We start from the raw sequence: 23,187 nt of genomic DNA, 5'->3' as shown, positions 1-23,187 counted from the left end.
TGACGGACAGGGGGCTTCTGCGAGGATCGCCAGACGGCCTGCCTCTGGCAGTGCGTGCTAGGTCGCAAGCTATTGCGACATGGCTGGTCAGGCGATCCGGCGTGAGGGTCATTCGGATCAGGATCTTGGGGGCCGAAAGAAGCCGCTTGTTTGCAAAGTCCGGGGACAAGCTTTGGCCGCGCATCGAGATCCAGTTCTAGCTGCTCGGTATGGGCAACTCCGTCACTGAAATCTCGATGATGGCGCCGCACGGCGTTTTCCTAGGAAGCCGAGCCGATAGCGGCGCCTGGGCCAGCTTCCAACCGTACTGCGACGCACATCCGCGTAACGAACGCAGTCGGTGCGTTACGGGTAGCGCGTGGATCGTCCATGTAATAACATTGTGTTGCCATCCATTGATCACGATGGTATAACATTGTGCTTACGGTGATGCTATGAGAGTAACGATTCGCAGAATGGGCAACTCGCAGGGGGTGCTAATCCCCAAACCGATCCTTGCCCAGCTTGGTTTGGAGGATGAAGTGGACATGGCAGTTGAGGACGACACGCTGGTCATTCGCAAGCCTAAGAAGAAGGCGCGCGAGGGCTGGGCAGAAGCCAGCGAAGCTGTCGCAGCGGCTGGCGACGACGCGCTGGTAATGGGCGAGTTTTCCAATGCCGATGACGCGGAGCTGGTGTGGTAGCGCGCGGAGAGATTTGGCTGGTCGCTCTGGACCCGACAAAGGGCAGTGAGATTCAGAAGACGCGACCGTGCGTGGTCATCTCGCCTCCGGAAATGCACGACCATTTGCGCACGGTGATCGTTGCGCCGATGACGACAAAGGGCCGGGCGGCACCGTTTCGTGTGCCTATCACCTTCATGCGCAAGAATGGACTGATTTTGCTAGATCAGCTTCGTGCAGTAGACAAGGTGCGCTTGATCAAGAAGGCCGGCGCCGTTGCCGATAAGACGTTGTTGAGCACCCTGCAAACATTGCAGGAAGTCTTTGCAGAGTAGGGAAAAAGGATGACTGGAACCGTAGGCCATATCGCAATGGCACTCTTTGGGTTGCTCATGGTGTCGGCCTTTTGCATGCGTGTCATTGCGCCGCTCAATCGATCGGTCGCGTTGACCATGATCGGCCTCAGCATCGCAGCGGCCATTGCATCGTTTGTGGTGCCTGCATAGGAAAAGGACAACGGGGGTGGTAATGACACACAAGCTGGTTGAATTGCTCAACATCGGTGACGTTCAGGGAGCGGAGCTTATGGTCCAAAACAGTCACGGCGATGTGTTTGCCATCCGTAAATTCCGTCGTAGCAGGGGTGATTACTACGTTGTGCGTCACCGTCAGAGCGGCGCACATGAGCGGTTCGCAAACCTAGAGAAAGCGAAAAGCTACATGCAGATTTCGCCGCGGGCGTAAGGAATTGAAAAGTACCAAAATGAACAAGCTAACGATCTCTCAGTTGCACTTCAATGTCTTCGTGACGGTCTTGGTGGGCTACACCTTTCTTCTCGGGATTTTGGTCGGCAGCGACAGCCACAGTGCCTTGGCCTTTGTCCTTTGCGGAGTTTGCATCGTCTTCAGCTTCGCAGTGCTGTTGCATGGCACGCGGTCTGAAGCACCCAAGCATACCTACACCATCGGCGCGACGCGGGACGGAATGAGTCGGCCCAACTGAATCGGAAAAGCAATGCAGCGACTGACTCCCCTCCCTGACTCCCGCCCTCAGGACGCGTCAGGGTTCAACCGACTCCACCATGTTTGCCTGCTGTGGGTCGACTATCTCCGCGCAGCGAGCGAGGCCGAGAAACAAGCTCTCCTCTATGAAGCCGTCAGCCAGTTGGTTCTTTTCGGCCCTCGTGGTGATGAGGGCGAGGAAGTATTCAAGCAAGTGTGGCAGGCCATTCGACGCCGCGAGCACGGGCGCGTCTACATCAAGACGGATGTTGGTCGCAACGCAGCGGTAGCAACTGACGATGGGCGGTTCTCGATGCATCAGGTGCAGTAGGACGCCAGCGCACTCGGAGATCGGATCACGATGACCGTCGAACAGTGATCTGGCGGATGTTGAGCGCTTGCCTGGGAAGCAGAATCGGTAGGTGCGGAGCAAACGACCTACAGGAATAGGAAAAGGATTCGAGTATGGAACTCGATCAGCACGCGCTGCATCGGATCGGACGGAAGTTTCTGGTGGCTTACAGCGCGCGTTTCCCAAAGGTGGAGGCGCACGAGGCCGATGACCCGGAGGGCAGCGATCACTTCTGGCTGTCGGTGGAGGAGCACGATCTGAGCGAGGGTGAGTTGATCGGCCTGAGCCCCCTCGGCGGGGACCGCTGGTATGCGCACCACGATCTTGCGCACAAGTACGGCGGCTGGCCGACCGTCTGGGATTTCAGCGGCACCGAGGCAGAGGTTCTGGACGCCGTCGCTAGATACCTCGATAGTCGCGGGTAATTCAGGGGGAAAAGGGCAGTATGCGTTCGATATTGAAATGGGCAAGACGGCTTGTCGGCGGGTCGGAGCCGCGCGGCGGAATTAAGCTCGTCTATGGCGTGCCGGAAACGGCATCACGTAACGGGAGATCGCCCTTCAGCGATGCCATATTGAAGACGCTTGCCTCCGTTGGGGCGCGGCCTGGTGACATTGTCGAAGTCAACGAGTTTGGCGCTGCGCGCGTGGTCGGTCGTCGCCCCCACTTGGCGAATGAGCAGCCCGACGTTTCGGAGGAAGCAATTCGAGTCGCCCTCAGGGGGATTTACGGCGACGATGCAGCAAGTCTCGCTAACGTGATGGCAGGCTCAAACGTAGTGGTGTTCCGTAAGCCTTATCCTCCGACGTGAGTGTTTAGTGCTTTCGTGGAACGCGAAGCTGCGCGGAGTAGACGAATACGGGAATGTTCGTTTCTATTCGCCCAGTGAACTGGTTCCCTGTTCAAATCTGCCCGATTTGGTGTTTGGGTAGAAATCGCAGGCGGTATGGGGCTTGTGTTTGCAATAATGTTTGTCCCGTTGCAAAAAATGTTTGACCCTTTGCAAATATGTTTGGGCTTTGACAAATATGTTTGTCCTGAGAGGTAGGAGACTAACATGCTCGACTCTGAACAGTGGCACTCGCGCGCGCTTTCTGAAAGTCAAACGCTCTGTCCGGCGTGTCAGTCGACCAACCTGACGATGGGCGCATGCGCGATTGGCAGCATGACGGTCCATCAGGAGTATGTGTGCGAGGACTGCCAGTACGAATTCACGGCGCTCTTCGGCCTCACGGGTTGCTATGAAGGGCACCCGGATCTGTAAAGGAAAAGGAGAAAAACGTGGGTGGTACGAGCACTATGATGAAGCTGGGGTTGTTGATGGCAGCACTGGGCGTCGTCGCGATTGTTGTCGAGTTAGCATTCCGCTGGTAGGAAAAGCCCTGATGTCGAAGATGAATCTCACAACTGAACGCGAACTGGTAACGCATCTTCGCGACGCTCTCAAGGCCGTGGACGCTGGTGCACCTGGTGCGACGGATATTTTGGTAGAAGCTGTCCGAGTGATCGTGTCCGTGGCGGATGACGACGACGCCTATATGGCCAGTTTGCGGGCACAGTGGCAGCTCAAGATGCTCCAGGTTCCGAAGGCATGGCTCGATGCTTTTGTCGCCGCGTATGCCCGCGACAGAGTCCCGGAGATCGACAGGCGCGCTACGGGCGCTTCCATGTGGTTGGACAACTCTGAAGAGTGGAGATCCACGAGGATGGCTAAGCTCGCAGAGTGGGGGACCGACGATGGCTCTGAAGCCCTGGCGTTTTACGTGCGCAAGATGGAAGGTCGCCGCCGAAGCCATGTGACCGCCATTGCACAGGTCGCCTGACAACACGGAAAAGCAATGCAGCGACTGACTCTACTCCCTGACGCCCGCCCTCAGGACGCGTCAGGGTTCAACCGGCTCCACCATGTTTGCCTGCTGTGGGTCGACTATCTCCGAGCCCGAGCAAGTCTCGTTTGATCGAAAACGTCCAATAGGCTAGATCGATATGAAAGCTGAATTCACCGTATTCGATGATGCTCCCGGCTATTGGTTTGTGCCAAAAGAGGATGAAGCTGCTGCCATGGCTGAGCCGAGTCGCTTTCGGGAAGGTGTCTTTCCGACCAAGATCGCAGCATGTCGCGGTGCGCTTGCTCAAGCCGTTGGGTCTGGCGCCACGGAACTCCATTTACATGGCATGGGCGCTACGACCAGCATCAAGAAAGAAGTCCGTGCGAAGGGCTTGAAGCCTTTTATATATATCCCTTCCATCCGCACAAAGCTAGGCTAACGACTTAGATAGTGGCGACGGCTGGCATCGCGGCGAACCTGTCGCACAGGGGGCCAAAAGCTGCGTTGCTCTCGACGGCGTGAATGATCTCAGTGACGCCGATCCCGACGCCCAGCGCCGCGAGCACAGCGTAATGCAGTGTCGACGCGCTCTCCTCCGGGGTCCCTCGTGCGGTTCGGTACCTCCACCCGTCCTTTATCAGCTCAACGTGTCGCTGCAAAGCTCTGGCAGTGACATGAGCAGATTCATCGGACAGCCGCTGATATCCAAGGTACTGTCGGGCAAGCGGTCCCTCTGAGGCCAGCTTCTTGATGTTGATAAGGCTGTTCTTCTTATCAATGGCCTCAAGTCTCTCCTGCAGTCGTGTCTTGTCAGAAGGATCATCCGAAAACGCCTTGAGGATAAAGTCGGCCTGGTTTCGACGACTCCGCTCGGAGTCGGCCCTGAGCATCTCAATGAAGGACTGCGCGTTTTCTCGAAGGGCTGCAACGCAAAACGAGTTCTCGATCAGACTCCTGGCCACCGTCCTGCTCTCTGCCACCAGACCGGCAAGCACGAGGAGGATCACCCCATCCAAGTTTCCGCATGCGCGGAGGAGCAGTCGGACCGCAACGGCATCCGCGTCCCAGTTCGAATGCACGGGATGGTGCATGGCCTCTGCGGCTGCTGTGTTCAGCGCGTCCAGCGTGTCACGGGCCAAAACCACCCAGTCTGCGTGCGATTCATGCGCCATTGCTCCTCTCCAATTTTGGGCAAAAAAAAGCCCGCACTTGGCGGCTTCAGGGTGACGTTCTTAGAGCCACCCTTCCCATGTTAATCGATCAAAGTGACACGCAAGCCCGTGTAGGGATCCATCACTGCCGACAGCTTGCCGGCTTTCGCTGCGTTCAGCCACGCCAGCGCAAATCCAGCCTGGTTGAGGTCAACATCTCCCTCGCGCTCTCGCCACGCAATGTAGACCTGTTCCTTCCACGCCAAGATGTTACCCACCCTCGTGTGTTGAACCAAGGACTGAATCGCGGCATTCAACAACTGCTCTTCCATCTTGCTCTTCCGTTATGAATCTTCGGCGCCAAAGCGTCAGTTTGCGGACCGCAATGCTTCAATAGTTGAGCTATCCAGCTTGCCGGTGTCTTTCAGGCCACGGGAGGTCTGGAACGACTTCAACTGTTGAACCGACTTCTTCCCAAATACACCGTCGGGAGTGCCGACCGGGAACCCAAGCTGATTCAGCCTGGCTTGCGCTTGAACGAAGCTCATGGCGGCGGGCTTTTGGTCGGGCTGCGGTGCCGCAACTACGCTGGGCTGGTCCGCAGCGGCAAGAGACGGGAGCTGCTTGCAGTCAACCTGGCCGTAGTAGATGGTGCAGCCATAGCGCAAGTTGCCATATTGCGCCTTGTACGCCGTTGACAGAGCACCCTTGTCGACCGAAGAGATCGTTAAGCTTTGCGCCGGAACACCGAGATAATCTGCGGTCTTCGCCTTCAGTGAATCTTCGGTGACGGTTGCATTCATGGCCCCCGAAATGATCGGCGCGCACGCCGACATACCTGATACCGCTACAGCCAAAAGTACGCTCTTGGCAAAGAACTTGATCATCGTGATTTCTCCTGCTGGGTTGAGAATTTTGAACACCATGCGTTATTGCGATGGCTGGGACTTGATGTGGGCGCCCATTCGCCCATCCGAACATATCGGTACCAACTATGCGGATCCGTAGGATGCCGCCTAGTCTTTTGCAGCAAAAGATGCAACCTGGCACCCCAAGGGCGCCAGTTACACCCAGTCATGATCAGATGACAACGGTCGGTTCGCCGCGCCCCGTCGGCGGGATTCGCGCGTGTTCTGTCATTGCATATTCAGTACCCCCGACGATAGCCATCTTGGTGATGCCGTAGGCCGCACGACCGACTTGCACATCGACGCAGGGCTCACCAGCCAGCACCGAATCGAGATCGTTCAGGAGGGCCGGCGCTCCGTCGCCCGCCAGCGATACGACGGCGTCATCGGCCTTGCTCCGACCGGAAATGGCATAGCCGTCGATCGTCTTCGTGATCCAGATGGTCGAGTAGAGACCACCAATTAACTGGTCGAACGGTGTCCGATTGGCGAGAGAATTAAGAGTAGCGGTTTGTGGCATGTGGGTTCCTGTTTTGTTCAAGGTGGCTTGATGTGCTTTGGCAACCGGCCAAAATTCGGGACGCTTGGGGGAGTGGCGCGGGGTGCTTTTCTTATTTGCTTTGAGGAAGGTGGCGCCGTGCGGTGGAAAACTGAAGGAAGGTTCCACGGGTGCCACGCTTGTCGGTTGTCGCTGGTGGGCTGTCACTCTGCTTCGAAACAGGAATCTGCTCGGGCTCCTCCCCAGCATCACCGCATGAGTCGCAAAGGATCGCCTTGACCGTTTCTTGAAGACGCTCATCTACGGACATACTGGCGTCCTGACTCGGTCCTGTACCCTGCAGGAGCGCACTCCGCACGATGCAAGCGGCGCTTGCGATTTCTTTATCACCTGCGTGCGCTATCCGCTTTCCGGCTTCAGTATCGACGATGAAGGCCTTCAACTCGTCCATCGGCATTGACAGCGCGCGCTCGATGATTGCTTCTGCTAAGCCAGAGGCGATGCCAGCCCATTTTTCTGTCATCGGATCATGCGCCACAGCCAAACTAATGCTTTGAAAAATTTTCATGGTCTTTACGCTTACGAATTTGTCTTAGGTCAATGACTTCAGAGAGGTCCAAGTACGGGCCCACTCAGTCTGCTCTTACGAAGCCGCGAGCGCCTTTCGAAGCTTCGCGCGTGCCCGCCTCCCCGCCCTAGTCGCTGGTGGATGTTTGAGTATGAGGTCGGCACATATGATCGCGCTCATACCGCTGCGCGTCGGCGCAAACACCATCTGTGGCTGCGTCTGTGAAATCTCTTCTAATTGCTGCCTGGTGCTGTCCGACGTCATCAAAGCGTCCGAAACAGTCGAACCGAGTACGCTAGGCTTCTTGGTATCCTGGGTCATGGTGTTTTTCCTCTATGCCGGCGCAGGCCGGCTTTTGTGGTGGCTCAGCGTGCTTGTGCGACTCCGGCCATCAGCGCATCGAGTGCGCCTGGAATATTCGCGGCGATACGAAGATGGGCGTCCGAACTCCACTCTTCGAACCACCTGACGTTTGCCTTGGCGGCTTCGAGAAACGTTTTGTCACCCGAGTCGATGTCCTCCTGGTACATGGGCTCGAACCCGGTTTCCTTCTCGTACTGTTCAAGCCAGGCACTCTGCTCTGACGTGAGCTTCTTGGCGTAGATGGTCATTGCACTTTTCGAGATTATTCCGGCCGTGACTGTTGGCAGCGGGCCCCATGCCCGCACCTTGGTAGCGACCTTGTATGTGTGGCGTCGTGGGGCGTCCATTCGCCCTCACGACAGTTATCGGTATCAATGCCTGGACCCGTAGTATGCGGGGCAAGCTTTTGCAGCAAAAGATGTACGAAAGAGGGGTTTCAGGCCAATTGGGCACCAGTAGGTGAATGGATTTGGGGTAAAAGCAGTTGGCGCACTGCCATCCGCTTACGCCAAAACGTGGCGCCTACCCTCGCGTTTCAGTTCTCCTGCTTCTTCCATGGCTGCGAGGTATCGAGCTGCTACGCGTTGAGAGGCTCGCACTGCGTTCCAAATGTCGCGCTGGCTCGGCTTGATCTCGCCCGCCAAGATCGCGGCACGCACCCGCAGAAAACGTGCGCCGTCCTCCTCGCCTACTCCGCTATCCTGCATGGCGCTTCGCTTCACCTTTGGCTTCGGCGTGCTATCGCTTGCCGTTGCCTGGGCCGGCTGCTGCTGCGGCTTCGCGTGGGGAAGCTTCGGCGCCGGTGCGGCCGGCATACTGATCACTGGAACTGGCGCCGCGAGTGCCGGGGCAACCAAGGAAACCGCGATAGGTGCAAGAACGGCACGGGCGTAGCGCCCGCCGCTCGAAAGCAGAGTTGGAACCTTGGCTTCTACAGGGCGCTGGGGCTGGGGAGCAGTGGCAGTGCCTTGCATTGCGTGCGCAGCGACGACGCTACGTCGAGCCTGCAGCAGTGCGCCAGCGGCGGCACACATCATGATCCCCACGCTAGAGATTAGCAAGGCGCGTGCCACTGAGTAGGCTACCAGGCCATCTTGACCAAGGATGCCAGACAGCGTTGGGCGCTGGGCCGCTTGCAGGTTCGCCAGTTCCGCCGCTTGGCGCGAGATATTCGCTTCGATGGTTACGGCTTCACGAAGGCTCTTTGCGCCGTCGGAACGCACCCAGGAGTATTGGCTTGCACTCTGCCGCTCGGCATTCGAACGCAAAGCCGCTGCCGATGCTCGCTGACCTTCAATGGCCGCGCGTAGGTACTCGACACGAGTTACCGAGGCCTGGGAGTCGGCGGACGCGGCCTGCGCCAGCGCAACCTGCGTTGCGTAGATGGTCACGCCCTCGAAGGCCAGCAGCGCCATGCCAAACACGGTCAGGCGACGACGCAGCGATGCCAGGCGTGCGCGCGGCAGTAGCGCGGCCACGCTGAATGCCAACACTTCGGCAACGATCATCAGGACACCTGCAGCGACGAGAGCATCGCGAGCCAGCGCGTCGGCTTCAAGCTTGAGGAGGCCGATGATGAAGAAATCGGCTGTCACAGCCGAAGCAGCAAGGCCGACCAAGCCCACCAGGATGGCAAGCGCTGTGTAGGCGCGAGCTGGCAGATGCGTATTCTGTTCCGACGTGCCGTGAACGGGAGAAGGGTATGATTTAGTCAGCATTCCAAATCTCTCTGATAGGTTTGGGGTGTCAGGCGTTGGTTAGGGCTGCAACCCTTTCCAACGCCGCTTTCTTTCTGGTTCAAGCAAACAGGGGCAAGCGGTACTGATCGCCCGCAGCCGGCTGCAAGCGACGCGCTGCAGCCGACATCCAATCGGTCATCTCCTTCGTCCGATGATCAAACGAGTTGGAGATGCCGGCCTTGCGTGCGTTGATACGCGCGCCGAAGTCGTAGGCCATCGAGTCGGCAGACGCGATCCACGGCATCATCTTGACCTCTTCCAGCGCTGCGCCCTTCACGCCGAAGAGATGCGCGTGCGAGCTGGTGGGGAACACGCTTTCGAGCCGCGACAGGATCGCGTAGAGACCGTGCGACGGGTGCTTGAGCGTACGCCGGCACACCGAACCAATTCCAATCAGTGCCGGTTGGTCCAACCATGGCTGCCAGCGCTCCCAGACACGCATGGTCAGTTCCAAGCTCCGTTCATAATCGCTTGCCGACCAGCCCTGCAGGATAGGCACCGGAGGACGGACCATGTTGGCCACAGTCGATGGCGAGCATTCTTTGGCGAGTTCGTTCTGCCACTCGTAGAGAACCCGCAAGCACCCTTCGAGGAGCGTGGCGGTGGCATCGATGCGAAAGTCGATCTCTTCCTGATTTGCCGCGACCTCAGGCTCGCAGCACATATCAGGCGCGCTGTACCAGCTTGCGCCACTGACAGCAGCGAGTTCCAGATACTGTGCGTAGGACCAGGGAAAGATCCCTGCCATACCCGACTGTTTGCCGCGCGACTGCCACAGCTTCATGGCAGTGAAGCCTGCGCTATCCAGCGCAAAGTCTGTCTCTGTCAGGTCGGTCGCTTCCGGAAACCGAAAGGAACGCGTCTCGGCGTGCCAGAAGGCATTGGCGCTGACCATGACCGGGTAGCCCTTGTTGAATGCGTGGAAGGCCAGGCGTCCGCCCTTGTGCGGTACGCCTATGCGCATCACCAACTCTTCGCCCAGTTCAGCGTTCCGTTGGTTGATCGGCATACCCTTCTCGCCAAACAGCTCGGCAAAAGATTCAGTCAACGGCTGCTGGTGTTTGCTCATGCTGTCTGGGGTGCGTCAATGAATTAATGAGTCTCCATAATATACGCACATGTGCGTATTGGCAAGAGGATGTTGCTTATTTTTAAACTGCGGCGGCAATGTCCTGTTGGGTGAATTCGAACTCATCCACGAGGGCGGACCGGTCTAGCCCGACATACTCCCAACACTGGCACGCGGTTGGCATGATGTTGCCGGTAACCGCCCTGATTTTTCCAAGCAGGCCGAAGCGTTCGCGAGCAAAGCAGTAATCCGCATCGGGAAACTCCCGAGCCATCTCTCGCACAGTGGCGAGGATCTTCTGCTTCGCTGTCCGTCGGTCGATGCTCAATCTCAACTCCCGTCTGCTTCCGCTTTATGCGCAATTTATGACGCGAAAAGCAGCTGAATTCGTGGCACAAAATTGCGTCGCAGAAGTCCTTACACCGTCAGTAGCGTGGCATTGCCGATGGCGTTGGCCTGCAGCTCGCCGACTGCATCCTCGACGTCGGCGCCATCCACGTACAGGCTGTGCGCCAGATCCTCGTCCGCTGCCGCACCGCCCATCGCCTTGCGCACGTCGCGCAGCCAGGCATTGAATGCGCGCTCCTGATCGTCTTCGGCGAATTCGTCGCGCGCCATCGTTGTCATGGTGAACATATCGGCGTCTCCCTTCGATTGGTGCCCGCCGTCGCGGGCTCGTTGTGTGTTAGCGCTTCGATTAGATGCGGCGTAGGGTGCCTGCCCTCGCCGATAGGCCGAGCCGACGCTATGGCAGATGTGCGAGCTTTTGCGACCTCGGTTAGTAGGCGATGGCGTTGCGCAGGACGTCGCGCTCCAAGTAGATCCCGTGGGTCACGTTGTAGCGGCCGCCGATCGGGTCGAGCTTGACGACGCGCAGCTTGCGCATCGTGACGAGGGCCTTGAATGCCTCGTCGCGGGTGCAGCCGGTGATTTCCTGCACGGTGTCAGCGAAGTTTTCTTCGGCGTTCACGATGCGTTGCGCGACTTGTTTGGTGCCTTCCATCTTCCATCCCTTGCGTGATCGGTAGCCCGCCGTAGCGGGATTGATTGTGATCAGGCGGTTTTCGTTTCAGCGTCTGGCGTCACCTCGAACCAGCGCATGCCGTCGTTCCACGCATCAACAATTGCGCCGATGGTGGTTGCATCCTTGCCAAGAATCCCCTTGATGCCGGGACGCACCTCGGTGTCTCGGGTGATCTGGTTGCCGTCGTAATCGCGCACGCCATCACCATTAGCGCCGGGGTTCAGGACCAGCCGGCCATGCTCATCCAACGTGGTTGCGTAGCCAACGCCGGCTAGTTGAAACAGAGCCACGGAGAAAGGTGTCGGCTGCAGGGCAAACTCGCCGGGAGCAACCAGCCTCCTGCCGGTCATCACCCACTTGCCACCGACTTTCCAGCGGCCGGGTTCGGCCTGCGTCGAAGGCAAGAATTGACCGCCTTTGTAGTGGTGTCCGTTGATCCCGATTTCGCCGCCTGCGAGTGCTTGGGTGCGTGCCATCTTTCTTCCCTCGAATGAAACTACTGGCACCGAGTATATACGCACATGTGCGTATATACAAGTACGCATTGCTGTTTTGGGGAAATAGATATCGCCCTGCATTTTGGGCGCGATGCCACCCTCACTCTGGATACCAGGATGAATACGATCCGTCGTGTTGACTGTTGCGAACGCCTTCGTCGGCGTAGTTCGAAGGTGGCGTTGTTGGGGCATTTCTACGCCCGCCAACTATCCCACCTCGTCCAGCATGTCGCTGATTCCCTGGCGAGAAGGAAAGCTTGAACTGGGGGAAGCGTTGCTGGCCCATACAGCACAGCCGGCATGGTCATGAAGGCTGACGCGGCGGGAGTGTCCGTGTAGAGGTCTGGCGTTACCTAACGACTTGCCCTGGAACCTGACTTCCATCAGGGGCGGTGCACATGCAGAGCGCACCAGCGGCGGGGCAACCGAACGATATTCCGCACGTGGCTCCAGAAGGCAACTTGCAATAGCCGGGAGAGCAGTCGCCGACCTTGGTGCCGCTCTGAACTAGCGGCTCGGTAGATTGCGGCGCATGGGAACACGCGCAAGCGGCAAGAAGTGCTACGAGGGTAAGTAGATAGCGAAGCATGTCGGCCTCCCTGTTGTTGTTATTGGGCTCCGCCATCATAGTGGCGCCAAGCGGCGGTAAGAAGCAGGTCTATGTGCGGGCGCGCACAGACCAAATGTCTTCGTCTGGCGGCATGCAAGAGCGAGCCTCTGGCCTGCGCTCCTCACTCCCCCGTCAACAAACTGGATTGGCGGAAGCCCTCCCTGGCCACCGGGATTGCGGCGAGCCTGGAGCGGAACGCGATTCGCTATACAGGACCACCACCATCGCATCCTGACTGTCCTCCACGGGCTGCAGCACTACTGCTTGTGCCGCTGTTGCTGTCAGCACGAGCAGCAATGAGAGCGCGAACTGGGGTTTCGTGATAGTTGTTGCGTTCATTTTTTGGGTGATTGGTTGGGTTAGGCGAAGCGCGGTCCAACAAACTCGGGACCTGCCATCTGCTCCAGCAGAGCGATAGAACCTTCGATGCCCCCGAAGGCGACAGCAGCGACCGTCCCAGAATTGGTGTGCAGATAGACGTGGTGCGGTTGCTTCGCCCATGCAGCGTGTTTGGCGAGCGCAGGCTTGTAGCGGCGCGGCGAGATTGCGCCATGCCCCCCCATTGTGATCGCGGCGAATTGCGACTTCTGCTGCCATCTTTGCTTCCTTTCGAGCAAGTGTGTGAGATTGCGGTTAGGCGTCCTGGCGCGCAATCTCGCGCTCCCATTGGGAAACATCGAAACGCTCGCGGAGCGCTTTCATATTGCGACCGATGAACGCCGCGAGATGAGTGTCTTCGTCCTCTACCGCATCAATTTGTCGATCCCGCCATTCGCAGTAGGTGGATACGGCTAGCTGCAACTCTTCCTTTGCGCCGAGCGCGGCGCTAGCGGCGCTGAGGTCTTGTACTCGGTGCAATGCGACGGACATCTTCCTCACTCCTCGCTGCACTGATAGCAGGCGATAGCTTTGGCGAGGCCAGCAATCGAGAACAGATCCAGGCCATCGCGGTCGGCGTGAATCAACACGTCATGGGCGTGCTGCAGCGTCCAGTGATCGTCACGGATCAGCGCGGCGAATTCTTGTGCGGCCTTGTCGATACGCGACTGCACTGCGCGGGCGCTCATGCTTTGGTGTGCCATCTTTAATCCCCTTCGTATTGCGTTGTTGTTAGGAGGCGCGGCGGAACTTGCCGGTGAAGGCGAAACGGAAGTGCGCGCGGGCGCTGGCGTTGCCAATGGTGCGCCGGTACAGCGTACGGTCGTCGTACCGGCCGCCGCGCGACATCCAGCCGAAGGCGATGCCGGCGTGCAGCACGCGGGAGCGCCAGCCAGTGAAGCCCGGAGGCGTCGGGCCGTCTACGATCCAGCTTGTGCCAACGTAGGCGATGCGGCGTAACAGGCGTTCGATGGTCTTCATGTTTCCCTCCCCTGTGGTGACGTGGTCAGGCAGTCCTGGAGACGATCACCGTTTCGAAGACGTGGCCGCATCCGGGGTACGTGTACCAGATGCGCGGTGCGTCGTTGACGCATGCGCCAGCTTCCGCGCGGTTTCCCGGCAGGCTCGATTTCAGTACAGCTTGCGGCTTTTCAGCGTGCCAGCATTCGTAGCCTTCGACATTCCATTCGCGGGTGATCTGGCAACCGTCTGCAATTGCGAAGTCCTTTTCTTCTCGCGAGCGACGGTTGAACGAAGCCAGTGGATTTTTCGAACGAATCAGCATCTTTCATTCCCTTGCGTGTTGCGTTACTGATGCCCCGCCCCGTGACGGACGTCGGATTGTGGTTAGGCGTTGAAGCCGTGCTCGCGCAGGTATTGGCGTGCCTCTGCTTCCGTGTCGAACAGGGAGTAGGCATAGCCGCCGTCATTCCAATGCAGCTCCGCGCGGGCGCAGTCATTGAACGTCACCAGCTTGGCTCGGTCGGCGGTGTACCAGTTCCGGCCCGTGGCGATTTCATTGGCGTACATCCTTTTTCCCTCCCTCAGGCGTTTTCAGTGGAATCCGTGTTTCTTAATCGCGTGCTGCTCGGCGGCCTTCGCAGCGAAATCGGCTACGGTGGCATCTACCAACTCAGGCGCGACGTTTGCGGACAGGTACTCGCGAAACTTCGCCGTGCGCCCATCGCCATAGATCAGCCGGACCTCAGTAGTGGTGCCGCCATCGAAATGGCGCGATACGACGCGCAAGCCGGTGGAGCCCGATTGCAGCAGGTACTCGCAGCAAGTGGCGGTGCGACCGCAGTAGATGACGCGCTGCGTGGTGGTGCGGCGGATCGGCATTTGTGCGGTGGTGATCGACTCGATGGCTTGCATGTTGGGCTCTTGCGCTACGGTGAAATGGGGTGTTCGTTGTGCTGCAATGACGTCATATTATACGCACATGTGCGTATCGTCAAGGTGCTTTGAAAGATCTATTTACCTAAGATAACTGCTATTATCTAAGGGTACTTTTTTGCTAGCAAAATTGCGCTTCTCTTTCCGCGCTGGCAAAAAGCTCGTCCGATCAATGACTTAGAAAGCACAACGATGCGCAAGCCCCTTTCGACGATTGAGCGCCTCGGCAAGCATCACTTCGCCCATCTGAAGGCGGTGGCGATGGGTGTCCCGTTCCAGGCGGCGGCGCTTCGCTATTTGGGCATCCACCATGGTCACCAGGCGGCGGGCGTACACCGGTTGACGGTGGAGTCCGTGCGCGCGCTGGCCCGCCGTCAACATGAGCCGGCATGGCGCTTGATCGGTCTCGTGATCCGCGTGGACGCGGAAATGCCGCAGGGTCCGTCTCTCGCTGAGTTCATCGCCACCCGAGGGTTGGAAGATTGGAGCGAGGAGGACGTCGGGCGGTTCTACCTGGAGGCCTATCCCGAACAAGCCGACGCAGCCGGGTCGGCGCGGGCGAAGCGGCGCGAGCGGTTGCGCAGCGCGCAGCTTGGGCTGCTGGAGAAACTGGAAAAGCGGTCGGTAGTGCCGCCCTCCCCTGTCGACCCCGTGGCCACCTGGTTTGATCCAGTCACGGCCCAGCGGCTCGTGGACGCGGGCATGGTCAGCCTGCTGGACCTGGCCGACCGCATTGCGCTCGGGGGACGCTGGTTCGGCGCCATGCCCGGTGTTGGCGTCAACAAAGCTGAACGCATTGCAGCGTTCTTGCGAGACTTGCTGGGCGACACGTATCTGCTGCAGCGACATTTCGTCGTGCCGCTGCACAGCGACGCCGCTGCATTGCGGAAGACCGGCTTGCCGGACGTGGTCGAGACGGCGCAACGACTCCCATCGCAGCTCACATACGAGCCCGCTTATAGCCTCTTGGCGGCACGCAGCGATGCCGATGCAATCGAAGAATGGATAGCAGCAAAGGCGGGCTCGAAGCAGACGGCGCTGGGCTACCGTCGTGAAGCGAGGCGACTGCTGCTCTGGCTCCTTGAGGAGTGCGGTGGGAAGGGGTTCGGCGAGATGACGGCCGGCGACTGCGCGCAATACGCTGCATTTCTGGCGGACATTCCGCTGCGCTGGCGATCGAAGGCGCGGGCCAAGCCGGGTGCTGAAGGTTGGGCACCTTTTCGCGGGCCGTTGAGCCATCAGAGCCGCCAGTACGCGCTCAACGTGTTAGGCACGCTTTTCACGTGGTTGCAGGCCGCGCAGTACATCCCAAGCAACCCATGGGTGTTGGTCAATACGAAGCTCGGTGACGATCCTGCAGCGCGCAAGCTAGACACCAAGGCCATTGGCGAGGGTGCCATGGCCGAGATCCTGCGGGTCATCCATGCGCAGCCTGATTCCCCGTCACGCACCAGAATCCTCTTTATCCTGGGCTTTGTGGAAGCGGTTGGACTTCGTTCGCAGGAACTGATCTCCGCTCGTCTGAAGGACTTCAGCTTGGAACCGGAAGGCTGGGTGCTGCACGTCCATGGGAAGGGCGCCAAGAACCGCGTCGCTGCAGTGCCGGGGCAGGCGTTGGACGCGCTGCAGGCGTATCTGCGCGAGCGGGGGCTGGGCGGCATCGAAACGGCGTCTGGCGATTACCCCTTGCTTGCGAGCCTCGGTGACTCGTCCCAGCCCGTTGGATACCAGGCGCTGCATGAGCACGTCAAAGGGTGGCTAAAGAAGGCTGTGGCCGAGTCCGCTCTGCCTGAGCATGAGAGACGCAAGCTGGCCGGCGCTTCCACACATTGGCTTCGGCATACGTTCGGTACGCGAGCTGTGGCCCGAAACGTTCCGCTGGATGTTATTCAGGAGCAGCTCGGGCACGCGAGCATTCAGACCACCATGAACATTTATGGTCGTGCTCCGATTCAGCGCCGGACCGCAGAACTCGGTAAAGCCTTCGATACGCCGAGCACGGCGGATACGTGAGCCAATCTGGGAGTCATGCCCCGCGCCTACGCGTTTCCCATATTCACTCACGTGTGGCGCCGGGAGTCTCACGGATGCTCCCAGACCCACTCACGATGAGTCCCACTGGGGCTCACGTTGACTCCCTTGGAAGCTCACATATCGACCCGCAACCCTTTGTGGTGCTTGAGATTGCCCCAATGCAAAGGTCTTAAAGGCCTTGTAGTTCTTAAAAAGTCCATGCAGAGCCGCAGATTGGATTGAGATGATTGGGGTACTCACCGGAGGCGTCACGACTCCCATTTCATCTCACGTATTGGTACCTGCGATCCTGGAGGGATCTTTTGCAGCAAAAGACTCCTGCTAAGAGGCACTGAGGAAATCGGCGATGAGCTGGACGAGAGCGTCGTGTTTGGCTGGGTCCAGCACGCCGGCCTCGAATTCCACCACAGCCCTCCCCTTCGACCCAATCTTCAGCGCCGCCGCCGCCTGCCCGCGCGCATGGATGGGGATTGAGGGCTTCGCGCTCTTCGGCTGATTTAGGAGTCGTTCAACGACTTCTGCAGGGGTGAGCGTATGGCGCTCCGCCTGGAGTGCGCGTGCGCGGTCAAGCGTGCCGTCCGGATCGCTTTGCAGTGCATCGGCTAGTGGCTTTGCCCAGCGGACTTGAATCACCATGGGCGAAGGGAAAGCCTGCACCACCGCGTCCGGCAACTGTGCCAGCTTGCAGCAGCGTGAGGCATCGGACAGATTCACACCAAGCTCTTCTGCGAGGCGTCGGAGGCTTGAAAAGAGCCCTTCCTTCAGCGCTTGGTTGTACATGCGGCCTTGCTCCCAAGCGCTGAGATTCTCGCGTTGACGATTTTCACGGTCCATCTCGGCAAAGAGAGTCCGGTCATCCATTTCGTCGGCCACGATGGCGCTGACGGGAAGGGAAAGCTCCAGACAGCCGTGGTGGCGTCGATGGCCGTAGACGACTTCAAACTCGGGTTGCGACGCGGAGCCGGGGGGTGTTTGACGGTCAAACACCCTGCGTACCTTGATGGCCTCGACATTCCCGCCTGCGCTGGCAAGTTCCGCCTTGAACGCCTCCCAATCCGGACCCGTGAAATTCAGTTCGTCGCGGTTTGCCCAACGACTTCTGCGGATCGTGGTCGGATCCAGCTTGCGAACCAACTCGGCGCCTGCGTACTCGGCCAGGCGCTGGTTTGCCTGCTCAAGGCCCTCTTGGGCTTCCGTAAGCTTCCGCTCCAAGTCGCTCGTCCCAGCAATGGCGCCCATCACCATGCCGACGCCGGTCTGCGGGCGCGCGGTAGTGGAAGCGCCTGGATTGCCATCGCGCTTCTGAAAAGCGCTCATGTCGATCTCTCCGACCAAGGCGCCAAGTTTTCTTTTGGTCATGTTTCGCTCCAGCCAACGTTTTGGCTCAGGTGTTTGACGGTCAAACACCTGGGGGGGATTTGCTGTTCAGCCTCGGACAAGGCAAGTGCCCTGCAGGGGTGTTTGACGGTCAAACACCCCTTCAAGCGCCCTCTCATGAATTCGTACCGTGGCGCTGCCACGCGGCTCGGATCAACGATTCGATCTGCTCTGTGGCCTGCTCGTACGCGCTGAGCGCTCGCTTGTACGTCCGGGGGTCGATCATTTCCTTGAGCTTTGGTGACTCATCGTAGACCGTGCCGAAGTTCGCAGCACTCGTCTCCGTCGCTTTGGTCTCTGGGATCTCTACCGAAAGCACCTTGCCTTCGTAGGTCTTGTAGATCCAGTCCTTAACCGCAGTAATGGTGTCGTCGGCTTCAATTTTTCCGCGCACCTTCACTTGCGTCATCAGGACGCGAACGAAGTCGAACTCCTTGGTGACGCCACGCTGTTCAACGAGGTTCGCGGCCAGGTCCGAAAACAGGCGCCAGAACTGCGCTGCCGACGCGACAGCCAACGCGTTGGGCGGGAGCGGCATGAGAATGCCGTCACAGGCCATGATGGCGTTGATCGTGACATACGAGAGAGCAGGGGGCGTGTCGATCAGGATCACGTCGTATTCCTGTCGGGCGTCGTCCAGTGCCAAGTTCAATACGTCCCAGAACTGGAAATTCGGATCGCGCATTTGCCTGGCTGGCAATGTGAACTCAGCCGCAAAGAGCAAAGGAGCGGCGCCAACCACATCAATGCCTTCCCAGTACGATTCCCGAATCGCAGTGCTGATGCTCTGCTCGGTACCCATGCAGACCGGAAGAATAGTGTCCTCCTCGTTGACTTCCGTTGCCGGAAGAATGCCGAAGAGCGTGGTGAGTGACCCCTGCGGATCGCAGTCCACCACGAGAACTCTGTGGCCCTTTAGCGAGAGACCCTGGGCTAGCGTCATAGTGGTGGTAGTCTTCCCCACACCACCTTTGAAGTTCGCCACGGCAATACAGACGGCGTCCTGTCCGGAGGGTTTCAGGTAACTCGCCCTGAATTCTCGTACCCATACCTGAGCCTCGGACAGCGAGAACTCGCGTCGATTTCCGCTCTCATTCCGTTGTCCCTTTGGTAGACGATCATCATCCTTTGAGAGACGGTAGGCAATTGCGTTGCGGTCCACATCGCACAGGGCGGCGAGTTCCGTAGCATTGAATCGAGGCGACTCTTTCCTGCTGTCAGGCGCAAGCAGCTTACCCCTGACGGCGTTCATCATGAACTCGGCACGGTCGGCCTGTTCCATGATGCTGGCGAGGGATTCAGGCTGCAGGAGGATCTCTTCAAGGATAGCCATCGTGCGTTTAGGGCTTAGGTTGAGGTGATCGCATTTTCCTACACTTCAGCAGAAAACTACAAGAACTGCGCAAAAGCTTCTGAAAGTTCAACCACGTTCCTTCATGAGTGATGCTTCCAGGGTGATTCTTTGCCTGGATATCTCACCTAGCCCCTGCCGAGGGGTTTAAAAAAGTTTACAAGCCTTCAACCCCTTTAAACCCTTTGCGACGCAGAAATTCGATTGTAATCAACGGCGTATGCACAAATGCGTGAGCGAACATGGGAGCGAATGTGAGCTTCTATGGGTGTCTATGTGAGTGGATTTGGGAACCTACGTGAGGGAACGTGGGAGCTTCTGTGAGTGAATCTGGGAGCTATTCTGGGGCCACAAATGACTCCCATAATGGCTCACACATTGCGGTATAGCGTCCCTTGAGGCACCGCCGAGCGTGAGTCCAGGTGGACAACTGTCGCTTCCACGCATCGCCGTTCACGGATGCGTGAGCCCCAATGGGGGTCGATGTGGCGGCGACGCTAGCAAGATGCGTGAGGTATGTGGTTAAATTAGCCTCACACATGTTGCTGCCACGTGCGCATGAAACAAATCGAACTCTATCCCGTAGACGCCCCAGAGGCTCGTGACGACCGCATGCGGAAGCATGTGAACGCCATCGCTCTTATGCCGACCAAAGACGGGGGGAAGATATCTGCCTTCGACCGGACCCTATACAACGTGCTCCTGTATCGCGCGCAAGGCATGGGAGACCGGGAAGAGTATTCGGCACGTATGCACGAGATCGTGAAGGACTGCGATTTCGATAGCAACAACACGGAGCACATCAAGAAGGCTCTGAAGAACCTCATGAAGACCCTTGTCGAGTGGCAGAGCCCGACGAGCGGCGAGATTGAGGTGTGGGACGCCTGTGTTTTGCTGAGCGGCGCGTCGATCAGGAAGGACAAGCGCACCAAGGCAGTGGAGGTGAGGTGGCGTTACGACACACAGATCAAGGCGCAATTGTTGAATCCGGACCGCTACGCCGGTTTGATGTTGAAGTCCATCACGCAATTGCGCTCGCATCCGGCGAAGGCGTTGTACGAAATCTGCGCACGCTATGTGGACAATCCTGGTCGGAAAACGGCACGCCAACATTGGCGCTGGTGGCGTCCTGTGCTTTGCGGCCAAGTCTATGACGAGCAGAAAGGGGAGTATCGCTACTTCAAGCGGGATGTTCTGCTGCCTGCCATCGCCGAGATCAACGCCAATACGGAGTTGAAGGTCAGTCTGCTTCCGGAGTTTAAGGAGCGTGACAATAAGACCGTGTCCGACATCCAGTTTGAGGTGCTATTGAAAGGGCTCGCCAAGAATCCGCAGGCGCCCGCAAGCAAGCCGCTCGACAAGATGGAGCCGGCCGACCTGAAGCTGATCGAACAAGCGCTGAAGCTCGGCGTGGCTCAAGACGAGGCCGAAGGCCTGTACCGAGACCACGGCGTAGAGGCGCTGAAAAAGGGGTTGGTGGATCTTGAAAAGCGGTTGGCGATGCCTTCACAGATCGTAGGCGCCGTCGAGAAGCCAGGGTCTTACCTTCGCTCGATCATGAAGCCGAAAGCAGCCGCACAGGTTGCTGCGGCCGAAGCCAGTCCAAAAGCGCGTCCTGGCAAGGACATGGAGCGAAGGAAGGCGGCATTGTTGGAGGAATGGTTGCGGCAGAAGAAGGACGAGCTGCGCTCCCTGTTCCAAGAACTGCCGGACGTCGAACAAGAGGAATTGCTGAGCGGCTTTCGCGAATACCCTGCGATCCAGCCGCTTCTCAAGCGCTTCGAAACTTCCGGCTGGAACCACAGATCGATTCGTGACCTCTTCGCAGCCTTCCTTGGGGAGACCTGGCTGGGCGCCGAGTGGAACAAGCCGAAACCGGATGAGCTGATCGAGCTGGCCTTGGAGAGTCCTGCGACGGCAGAGTAGGAAAAGGTGACTTTTGCAGCAAAAGATACGCGCCCATTTGGGCGCGTTTGCTTGTTGGTCATTGAATAATGTACTATTACGCAAACCTACGCTAGATTTCGCTTAGATGCTCCTGCTTTACATAGCAGAGGCCACTTGAATCGCTGTTCATCCTTCACACTTTCGGAGAGTCCGATGGCAAAGGCCCCAGTAGAGACTTCGCAGCCCGTTTCGAAATTTATTGTTGTACATGGAGATAAAGGAGGGGTGGGCAAGTCGATGGTTGCCCAGGCGCTCGCTGACCAACTGATGTGTTCCGGCACCAAGGTGGCCATCGTAGAAGCGGACACGCGGAACCCGGACGTGGCGCGCATGTTCGGCAACAACCTGCCCGTGGCCCATACGAACGTACGCAGTGAGAACGGCTGGATGGACGTGATGGACTTCGTGATGAAGTATCCGGGGCACACCATCATCATGAACACGCCGGCCGGCATTGGCGAATACATGCGCTCCGACATGGAATCGTTCGCCAAATTCCTCAAGGCGCAGGACATGCCTGTGGAGATGGAGTTGTGGTGGGTCATGAACGTCCAACACGATTCGGTCAACTTGCTCAACGAGGCCTACACGGCGTACGGCGCGTTCTTCTCGCGCATACGCGTCGTGTGCAATCTGCATTACGCTGGCGGCGACAAGTCCCAGCACGGCCCATTTGTGCTCTGGCACGAGAGCCCGTTGAAAGCCCAGATCGAGAAGAAGCAGGGTCTCACGATCTTCTTCCCCGGCCTCCATATCCGCGTGGTGGCGAAAGTGCTGGACCCGCGCAAGATCATGCCGTTCTCGGATGCCGTGGACGCGGTCGTGGGTGAATCGGTGGCGCTGGAGCACAGCGAGCGCTGGAAGCTTCAGCAATGGTTGGCTGACTGCCAGAAGGCGTTTGAACCTGCCATTGGTCCTGCCGTCGCTCCCGCCGTCGCAAACGCCGGGTAAGGCTCCTCGCAATGTCTAGCAAAACGGTCTGGATGGTGTCGGGCAACAAGGGCGGCGTGGGCAAGTCCGTCTTTTGCCTTGCATTCGCGTCCGCGCTCGAAATGCGCGGCGAACCGTTTGCTGTGTTTGACGGCGACGGGCGTACTGGGGACGTGTTCGCGACTTTCCGGCGAAAGTGTCCAGCGCGCCTGGGCGACTTCCGGGCACTTCGCCCGGAATCGCATCTCTGCAATCTGGACCTCATTTATGAGACTCAACTCCAGCAACTACTTGCAGGCAGCCCGCATTTGATCGTCAACACGCCGGATGGTGCCGATGCTGTTCTGAAGAAGTGGTTCGATGTCACGCTGAGCCACACGGAGGCGAGCAACATCAACTTCCGGTTCGTCTATCTGATGTCGGACCGGCCAGACGGACTGGAGATGCTGCCGCAACTGGCGGAGAGCTTTCAGTTCCTCTATCCGGTGCGCAATCTCCACTTCGGCCCGGAGCGCCGATTCACGGCCTTCAATCAACAATACCTCGATGGTTTCAAAGTGGTCTTGGATCTCCCTGCACTAAGGGGCGAGGAGGTTCGGATGCTCTTTGACCTTCAAACCTTCCCTTCTGAGGCGATGAAGCTCAAGAAGAAGGGGACCGGCACATACGCAATTCCGACTCTGTCCCGCGCTCGCCTGCACGCATGGCAGCGCCAGGTCAACGAACTGGTGTGGGACATGGTGGATAACACGGAAATGCCGAATTTGGAGTTCGGCAAATGGTGATGGCAGCAGAGAGCTTTGCTCGCATCGCATCGCATCACTGGATCCGGCATACGGACCAGCCAATCTTTCACGCCTATCTCACCATCCGGCCGGGGACAACCTCCGTGTGTGGTGAGGGGATGGCGTTTCAAAGCGTCCGCGAGATGGACGTGCCTGGTGAACGGTCGCAGTGCTGCGCGAAGTGTTGCGAGGCGCTGTACGGTCGCATCGGCTATC

The 23,187-nt window shown here is 58.5% G+C and carries 35 protein-coding genes; 14 read left to right on the top strand and 21 right to left on the bottom strand.

The genetic code is table 11. The features are described from left to right. Positions 1-434 precede the first annotated feature (434 nt). The 10 genes from WD006_RS26880 (at position 435) to WD006_RS26835 (ending at position 4,284) form a co-directional block, all read left to right on the top strand. Entirely contained in the window at positions 435-683 is a 249-nt protein-coding gene (locus WD006_RS26880) for an AbrB/MazE/SpoVT family DNA-binding domain-containing protein (protein WP_024569645.1), read from the top strand. Further along, positions 677-997, top strand: coding sequence for a type II toxin-antitoxin system PemK/MazF family toxin (locus WD006_RS26875; RefSeq protein WP_024569644.1), 321 nt, complete (start codon positions 677-679; stop codon positions 995-997). The genes WD006_RS26880 and WD006_RS26875 overlap by 7 nt, the downstream gene beginning before the upstream one ends. A 9-nt stretch (positions 998-1,006) precedes the next feature. Then, positions 1,007-1,168, top strand: a complete 162-nt coding sequence (locus WD006_RS26870; RefSeq protein ID WP_155714389.1) for a hypothetical protein — start codon at positions 1,007-1,009, stop codon at positions 1,166-1,168. Between the two features lie 257 nt (positions 1,169-1,425). Then, the gene (locus WD006_RS26865; RefSeq protein WP_024569642.1) at positions 1,426-1,665 is read left to right on the top strand and encodes a hypothetical protein; all 240 of its coding nucleotides are present in this window, start codon (positions 1,426-1,428) and stop codon (positions 1,663-1,665) included. Between the two features lie 12 nt (positions 1,666-1,677). Further along, positions 1,678-1,995 (top strand): hypothetical protein, encoded by a 318-nt coding sequence (locus WD006_RS26860; RefSeq protein WP_024569641.1) that lies wholly within the window; start codon positions 1,678-1,680, stop codon positions 1,993-1,995. A 134-nt stretch (positions 1,996-2,129) separates the two neighbouring features. Beyond that, complete coding sequence (locus WD006_RS26855) at positions 2,130-2,441, top strand: hypothetical protein (RefSeq protein WP_024569640.1); 312 nt, start codon at positions 2,130-2,132, stop codon at positions 2,439-2,441. Between the two features lie 20 nt (positions 2,442-2,461). After that, on the top strand, positions 2,462-2,827 hold the full coding sequence (locus WD006_RS26850) for a hypothetical protein (RefSeq protein WP_035835006.1): 366 nt from the start codon (positions 2,462-2,464) through the stop codon (positions 2,825-2,827). A 246-nt stretch (positions 2,828-3,073) separates the two neighbouring features. Then, complete coding sequence (locus WD006_RS26845) at positions 3,074-3,280, top strand: hypothetical protein (RefSeq protein WP_024569639.1); 207 nt, start codon at positions 3,074-3,076, stop codon at positions 3,278-3,280. Positions 3,281-3,401: 121 nt separating this feature from the next. Then, positions 3,402-3,839 (top strand): hypothetical protein, encoded by a 438-nt coding sequence (locus WD006_RS26840; protein ID WP_024569638.1) that lies wholly within the window; start codon positions 3,402-3,404, stop codon positions 3,837-3,839. Positions 3,840-4,002: 163 nt separating this feature from the next. Next, complete coding sequence (locus WD006_RS26835; protein WP_152536340.1) at positions 4,003-4,284, top strand: hypothetical protein; 282 nt, start codon at positions 4,003-4,005, stop codon at positions 4,282-4,284. Between the two features lie 4 nt (positions 4,285-4,288). On the opposite strand, the gene WD006_RS26830 is transcribed toward WD006_RS26835, so the two are convergent. The 19 genes from WD006_RS26830 to WD006_RS26740 all read right to left on the bottom strand — a co-directional run bounded on the left by WD006_RS26830 (position 4,289) and on the right by WD006_RS26740 (position 14,526). After that, entirely contained in the window at positions 4,289-5,017 is a 729-nt protein-coding gene (locus tag WD006_RS26830) for a DUF5677 domain-containing protein (RefSeq protein WP_024569637.1), read from the bottom strand. An 80-nt stretch (positions 5,018-5,097) separates the two neighbouring features. After that, positions 5,098-5,328, bottom strand: coding sequence for a hypothetical protein (locus tag WD006_RS26825; protein ID WP_024569636.1), 231 nt, complete (start codon positions 5,326-5,328; stop codon positions 5,098-5,100). A gap of 36 nt (positions 5,329-5,364) precedes the next feature. Next, on the bottom strand, positions 5,365-5,883 hold the full coding sequence (locus tag WD006_RS26820; protein ID WP_024569635.1) for a peptidoglycan-binding domain-containing protein: 519 nt from the start codon (positions 5,881-5,883) through the stop codon (positions 5,365-5,367). 193 nt (positions 5,884-6,076) lie between these two features. After that, complete coding sequence (locus WD006_RS26815) at positions 6,077-6,571, bottom strand: hypothetical protein (protein ID WP_162267788.1); 495 nt, start codon at positions 6,569-6,571, stop codon at positions 6,077-6,079. Beyond that, positions 6,516-6,971, bottom strand: coding sequence for a hypothetical protein (locus tag WD006_RS26810; protein WP_152536339.1), 456 nt, complete (start codon positions 6,969-6,971; stop codon positions 6,516-6,518). Before WD006_RS26810 ends, WD006_RS26815 begins: the two co-directional genes overlap by 56 nt. A gap of 365 nt (positions 6,972-7,336) precedes the next feature. Continuing rightward, on the bottom strand, positions 7,337-7,582 hold the full coding sequence (locus WD006_RS26805) for a hypothetical protein (protein WP_024569631.1): 246 nt from the start codon (positions 7,580-7,582) through the stop codon (positions 7,337-7,339). A 255-nt stretch (positions 7,583-7,837) separates the two neighbouring features. Further along, the gene (locus WD006_RS26800; protein ID WP_155714390.1) at positions 7,838-8,929 is read right to left on the bottom strand and encodes a hypothetical protein; all 1,092 of its coding nucleotides are present in this window, start codon (positions 8,927-8,929) and stop codon (positions 7,838-7,840) included. A gap of 202 nt (positions 8,930-9,131) precedes the next feature. Continuing rightward, the gene (locus WD006_RS26795) at positions 9,132-10,142 is read right to left on the bottom strand and encodes a DUF7221 family queuine tRNA-ribosyltransferase-like protein (protein ID WP_024569629.1); all 1,011 of its coding nucleotides are present in this window, start codon (positions 10,140-10,142) and stop codon (positions 9,132-9,134) included. Positions 10,143-10,224: 82 nt separating this feature from the next. Next, the gene (locus tag WD006_RS26790) at positions 10,225-10,470 is read right to left on the bottom strand and encodes a hypothetical protein (protein ID WP_152536338.1); all 246 of its coding nucleotides are present in this window, start codon (positions 10,468-10,470) and stop codon (positions 10,225-10,227) included. Between the two features lie 89 nt (positions 10,471-10,559). Continuing rightward, positions 10,560-10,778: a hypothetical protein gene (locus WD006_RS26785; RefSeq protein WP_024569627.1), complete on the bottom strand. Its 219-nt coding sequence runs from the start codon at positions 10,776-10,778 to the stop codon at positions 10,560-10,562. Between the two features lie 142 nt (positions 10,779-10,920). Beyond that, complete coding sequence (locus WD006_RS26780) at positions 10,921-11,145, bottom strand: hypothetical protein (RefSeq protein WP_024569626.1); 225 nt, start codon at positions 11,143-11,145, stop codon at positions 10,921-10,923. 50 nt (positions 11,146-11,195) lie between these two features. After that, positions 11,196-11,642, bottom strand: coding sequence for a hypothetical protein (locus tag WD006_RS26775; protein WP_024569625.1), 447 nt, complete (start codon positions 11,640-11,642; stop codon positions 11,196-11,198). 990 nt (positions 11,643-12,632) lie between these two features. Then, the gene (locus WD006_RS26770; RefSeq protein ID WP_024569624.1) at positions 12,633-12,890 is read right to left on the bottom strand and encodes a hypothetical protein; all 258 of its coding nucleotides are present in this window, start codon (positions 12,888-12,890) and stop codon (positions 12,633-12,635) included. Positions 12,891-12,906: 16 nt separating this feature from the next. After that, complete coding sequence (locus WD006_RS26765; protein WP_024569623.1) at positions 12,907-13,143, bottom strand: hypothetical protein; 237 nt, start codon at positions 13,141-13,143, stop codon at positions 12,907-12,909. Positions 13,144-13,148: 5 nt separating this feature from the next. Then, positions 13,149-13,340: a hypothetical protein gene (locus WD006_RS26760; RefSeq protein ID WP_024569622.1), complete on the bottom strand. Its 192-nt coding sequence runs from the start codon at positions 13,338-13,340 to the stop codon at positions 13,149-13,151. A 43-nt stretch (positions 13,341-13,383) separates the two neighbouring features. Further along, positions 13,384-13,632, bottom strand: coding sequence for a hypothetical protein (locus WD006_RS26755; RefSeq protein WP_024569621.1), 249 nt, complete (start codon positions 13,630-13,632; stop codon positions 13,384-13,386). Positions 13,633-13,657: 25 nt separating this feature from the next. Next, a complete protein-coding gene (locus tag WD006_RS26750) occupies positions 13,658-13,936 on the bottom strand; it encodes a hypothetical protein (RefSeq protein ID WP_024569620.1) in 279 nt (92 codons plus the stop codon). Between the two features lie 62 nt (positions 13,937-13,998). Further along, on the bottom strand, positions 13,999-14,181 hold the full coding sequence (locus tag WD006_RS26745) for a hypothetical protein (protein ID WP_024569619.1): 183 nt from the start codon (positions 14,179-14,181) through the stop codon (positions 13,999-14,001). A 24-nt stretch (positions 14,182-14,205) separates the two neighbouring features. Next, positions 14,206-14,526: a hypothetical protein gene (locus WD006_RS26740; protein WP_024569618.1), complete on the bottom strand. Its 321-nt coding sequence runs from the start codon at positions 14,524-14,526 to the stop codon at positions 14,206-14,208. Positions 14,527-14,739: 213 nt separating this feature from the next. On the opposite strand from WD006_RS26740, the gene WD006_RS26735 reads away from it, so the two are divergent. Next, positions 14,740-16,560, top strand: a complete 1,821-nt coding sequence (locus WD006_RS26735) for a tyrosine-type recombinase/integrase (protein WP_024569617.1) — start codon at positions 14,740-14,742, stop codon at positions 16,558-16,560. A 342-nt stretch (positions 16,561-16,902) separates the two neighbouring features. On the opposite strand, the gene WD006_RS26730 is transcribed toward WD006_RS26735, so the two are convergent. Beyond that, positions 16,903-17,940 (bottom strand): ParB/RepB/Spo0J family partition protein, encoded by a 1,038-nt coding sequence (locus WD006_RS26730; RefSeq protein WP_024569616.1) that lies wholly within the window; start codon positions 17,938-17,940, stop codon positions 16,903-16,905. A 133-nt stretch (positions 17,941-18,073) separates the two neighbouring features. Next, positions 18,074-19,291: a ParA family protein gene (locus WD006_RS26725; RefSeq protein ID WP_024569615.1), complete on the bottom strand. Its 1,218-nt coding sequence runs from the start codon at positions 19,289-19,291 to the stop codon at positions 18,074-18,076. 576 nt (positions 19,292-19,867) lie between these two features. Here WD006_RS26725 and WD006_RS26720 point away from each other — a divergent pair. From WD006_RS26720 to WD006_RS26710, 3 genes are all read left to right on the top strand, one after another. Continuing rightward, positions 19,868-21,235 carry a replication initiation protein gene (locus WD006_RS26720; protein ID WP_060784989.1) on the top strand — a complete coding sequence of 456 codons (1,368 nt, stop codon included), beginning with the start codon at positions 19,868-19,870 and terminating at the stop codon, positions 21,233-21,235. Positions 21,236-21,409: 174 nt separating this feature from the next. Continuing rightward, complete coding sequence (locus WD006_RS26715) at positions 21,410-22,207, top strand: P-loop NTPase (RefSeq protein ID WP_080672761.1); 798 nt, start codon at positions 21,410-21,412, stop codon at positions 22,205-22,207. 11 nt (positions 22,208-22,218) lie between these two features. Then, positions 22,219-22,971 (top strand): hypothetical protein, encoded by a 753-nt coding sequence (locus tag WD006_RS26710; RefSeq protein WP_152536336.1) that lies wholly within the window; start codon positions 22,219-22,221, stop codon positions 22,969-22,971. Positions 22,972-23,187 lie beyond the last annotated feature (216 nt).

This window comes from Cupriavidus sp. Met-2 (assembly GCF_049843575.1).
Classification (GTDB): Bacteria; Pseudomonadota; Gammaproteobacteria; order Burkholderiales; family Burkholderiaceae; genus Cupriavidus; species Cupriavidus metallidurans.
The sequence above is the reverse complement of the archived record's forward strand: the minus strand, read 5'-3'. Positions and strand labels throughout refer to the sequence as shown.

Excerpts from the sequence above, each read along its gene's own strand:
- WD006_RS26860 (WP_024569641.1), top strand. The coding sequence starts at position 1,678 with ATGCAGCGACTGACTCCCCTCCCTGACTCCCGCCCTCAGGACGCGTCA.
- WD006_RS26870 (WP_155714389.1), top strand. The coding sequence starts at position 1,007 with ATGACTGGAACCGTAGGCCATATCGCAATGGCACTCTTTGGGTTGCTC.
- WD006_RS26755 (WP_024569621.1), bottom strand. The coding sequence starts at position 13,632 with ATGAAGACCATCGAACGCCTGTTACGCCGCATCGCCTACGTTGGCACA.
- WD006_RS26740 (WP_024569618.1), bottom strand. The coding sequence starts at position 14,526 with ATGCAAGCCATCGAGTCGATCACCACCGCACAAATGCCGATCCGCCGC.
- WD006_RS26715 (WP_080672761.1), top strand. The coding sequence starts at position 21,410 with ATGGCAAAGGCCCCAGTAGAGACTTCGCAGCCCGTTTCGAAATTTATT.
- WD006_RS26710 (WP_152536336.1), top strand. The coding sequence starts at position 22,219 with ATGTCTAGCAAAACGGTCTGGATGGTGTCGGGCAACAAGGGCGGCGTG.
- WD006_RS26795 (WP_024569629.1), bottom strand. The coding sequence starts at position 10,142 with ATGAGCAAACACCAGCAGCCGTTGACTGAATCTTTTGCCGAGCTGTTT.
- WD006_RS26830 (WP_024569637.1), bottom strand. The coding sequence starts at position 5,017 with ATGGCGCATGAATCGCACGCAGACTGGGTGGTTTTGGCCCGTGACACG.
- WD006_RS26765 (WP_024569623.1), bottom strand. The coding sequence starts at position 13,143 with ATGTCCGTCGCATTGCACCGAGTACAAGACCTCAGCGCCGCTAGCGCC.
- WD006_RS26745 (WP_024569619.1), bottom strand. The coding sequence starts at position 14,181 with ATGTACGCCAATGAAATCGCCACGGGCCGGAACTGGTACACCGCCGAC.
- WD006_RS26865 (WP_024569642.1), top strand. The coding sequence starts at position 1,426 with ATGAACAAGCTAACGATCTCTCAGTTGCACTTCAATGTCTTCGTGACG.
- WD006_RS26760 (WP_024569622.1), bottom strand. The coding sequence starts at position 13,340 with ATGAGCGCCCGCGCAGTGCAGTCGCGTATCGACAAGGCCGCACAAGAA.
- WD006_RS26725 (WP_024569615.1), bottom strand. The coding sequence starts at position 19,291 with ATGGCTATCCTTGAAGAGATCCTCCTGCAGCCTGAATCCCTCGCCAGC.
- WD006_RS26810 (WP_152536339.1), bottom strand. The coding sequence starts at position 6,971 with ATGAAAATTTTTCAAAGCATTAGTTTGGCTGTGGCGCATGATCCGATG.
- WD006_RS26820 (WP_024569635.1), bottom strand. The coding sequence starts at position 5,883 with ATGATCAAGTTCTTTGCCAAGAGCGTACTTTTGGCTGTAGCGGTATCA.
- WD006_RS26845 (WP_024569639.1), top strand. The coding sequence starts at position 3,074 with ATGCTCGACTCTGAACAGTGGCACTCGCGCGCGCTTTCTGAAAGTCAA.
- WD006_RS26835 (WP_152536340.1), top strand. The coding sequence starts at position 4,003 with ATGAAAGCTGAATTCACCGTATTCGATGATGCTCCCGGCTATTGGTTT.
- WD006_RS26850 (WP_035835006.1), top strand. The coding sequence starts at position 2,462 with ATGCGTTCGATATTGAAATGGGCAAGACGGCTTGTCGGCGGGTCGGAG.
- WD006_RS26840 (WP_024569638.1), top strand. The coding sequence starts at position 3,402 with ATGTCGAAGATGAATCTCACAACTGAACGCGAACTGGTAACGCATCTT.
- WD006_RS26855 (WP_024569640.1), top strand. The coding sequence starts at position 2,130 with ATGGAACTCGATCAGCACGCGCTGCATCGGATCGGACGGAAGTTTCTG.
- WD006_RS26750 (WP_024569620.1), bottom strand. The coding sequence starts at position 13,936 with ATGCTGATTCGTTCGAAAAATCCACTGGCTTCGTTCAACCGTCGCTCG.
- WD006_RS26880 (WP_024569645.1), top strand. The coding sequence starts at position 435 with ATGAGAGTAACGATTCGCAGAATGGGCAACTCGCAGGGGGTGCTAATC.
- WD006_RS26775 (WP_024569625.1), bottom strand. The coding sequence starts at position 11,642 with ATGGCACGCACCCAAGCACTCGCAGGCGGCGAAATCGGGATCAACGGA.
- WD006_RS26805 (WP_024569631.1), bottom strand. The coding sequence starts at position 7,582 with ATGACCATCTACGCCAAGAAGCTCACGTCAGAGCAGAGTGCCTGGCTT.
- WD006_RS26780 (WP_024569626.1), bottom strand. The coding sequence starts at position 11,145 with ATGGAAGGCACCAAACAAGTCGCGCAACGCATCGTGAACGCCGAAGAA.
- WD006_RS26825 (WP_024569636.1), bottom strand. The coding sequence starts at position 5,328 with ATGGAAGAGCAGTTGTTGAATGCCGCGATTCAGTCCTTGGTTCAACAC.
- WD006_RS26730 (WP_024569616.1), bottom strand. The coding sequence starts at position 17,940 with ATGACCAAAAGAAAACTTGGCGCCTTGGTCGGAGAGATCGACATGAGC.
- WD006_RS26735 (WP_024569617.1), top strand. The coding sequence starts at position 14,740 with ATGCGCAAGCCCCTTTCGACGATTGAGCGCCTCGGCAAGCATCACTTC.
- WD006_RS26785 (WP_024569627.1), bottom strand. The coding sequence starts at position 10,778 with ATGTTCACCATGACAACGATGGCGCGCGACGAATTCGCCGAAGACGAT.
- WD006_RS26720 (WP_060784989.1), top strand. The coding sequence starts at position 19,868 with ATGAAACAAATCGAACTCTATCCCGTAGACGCCCCAGAGGCTCGTGAC.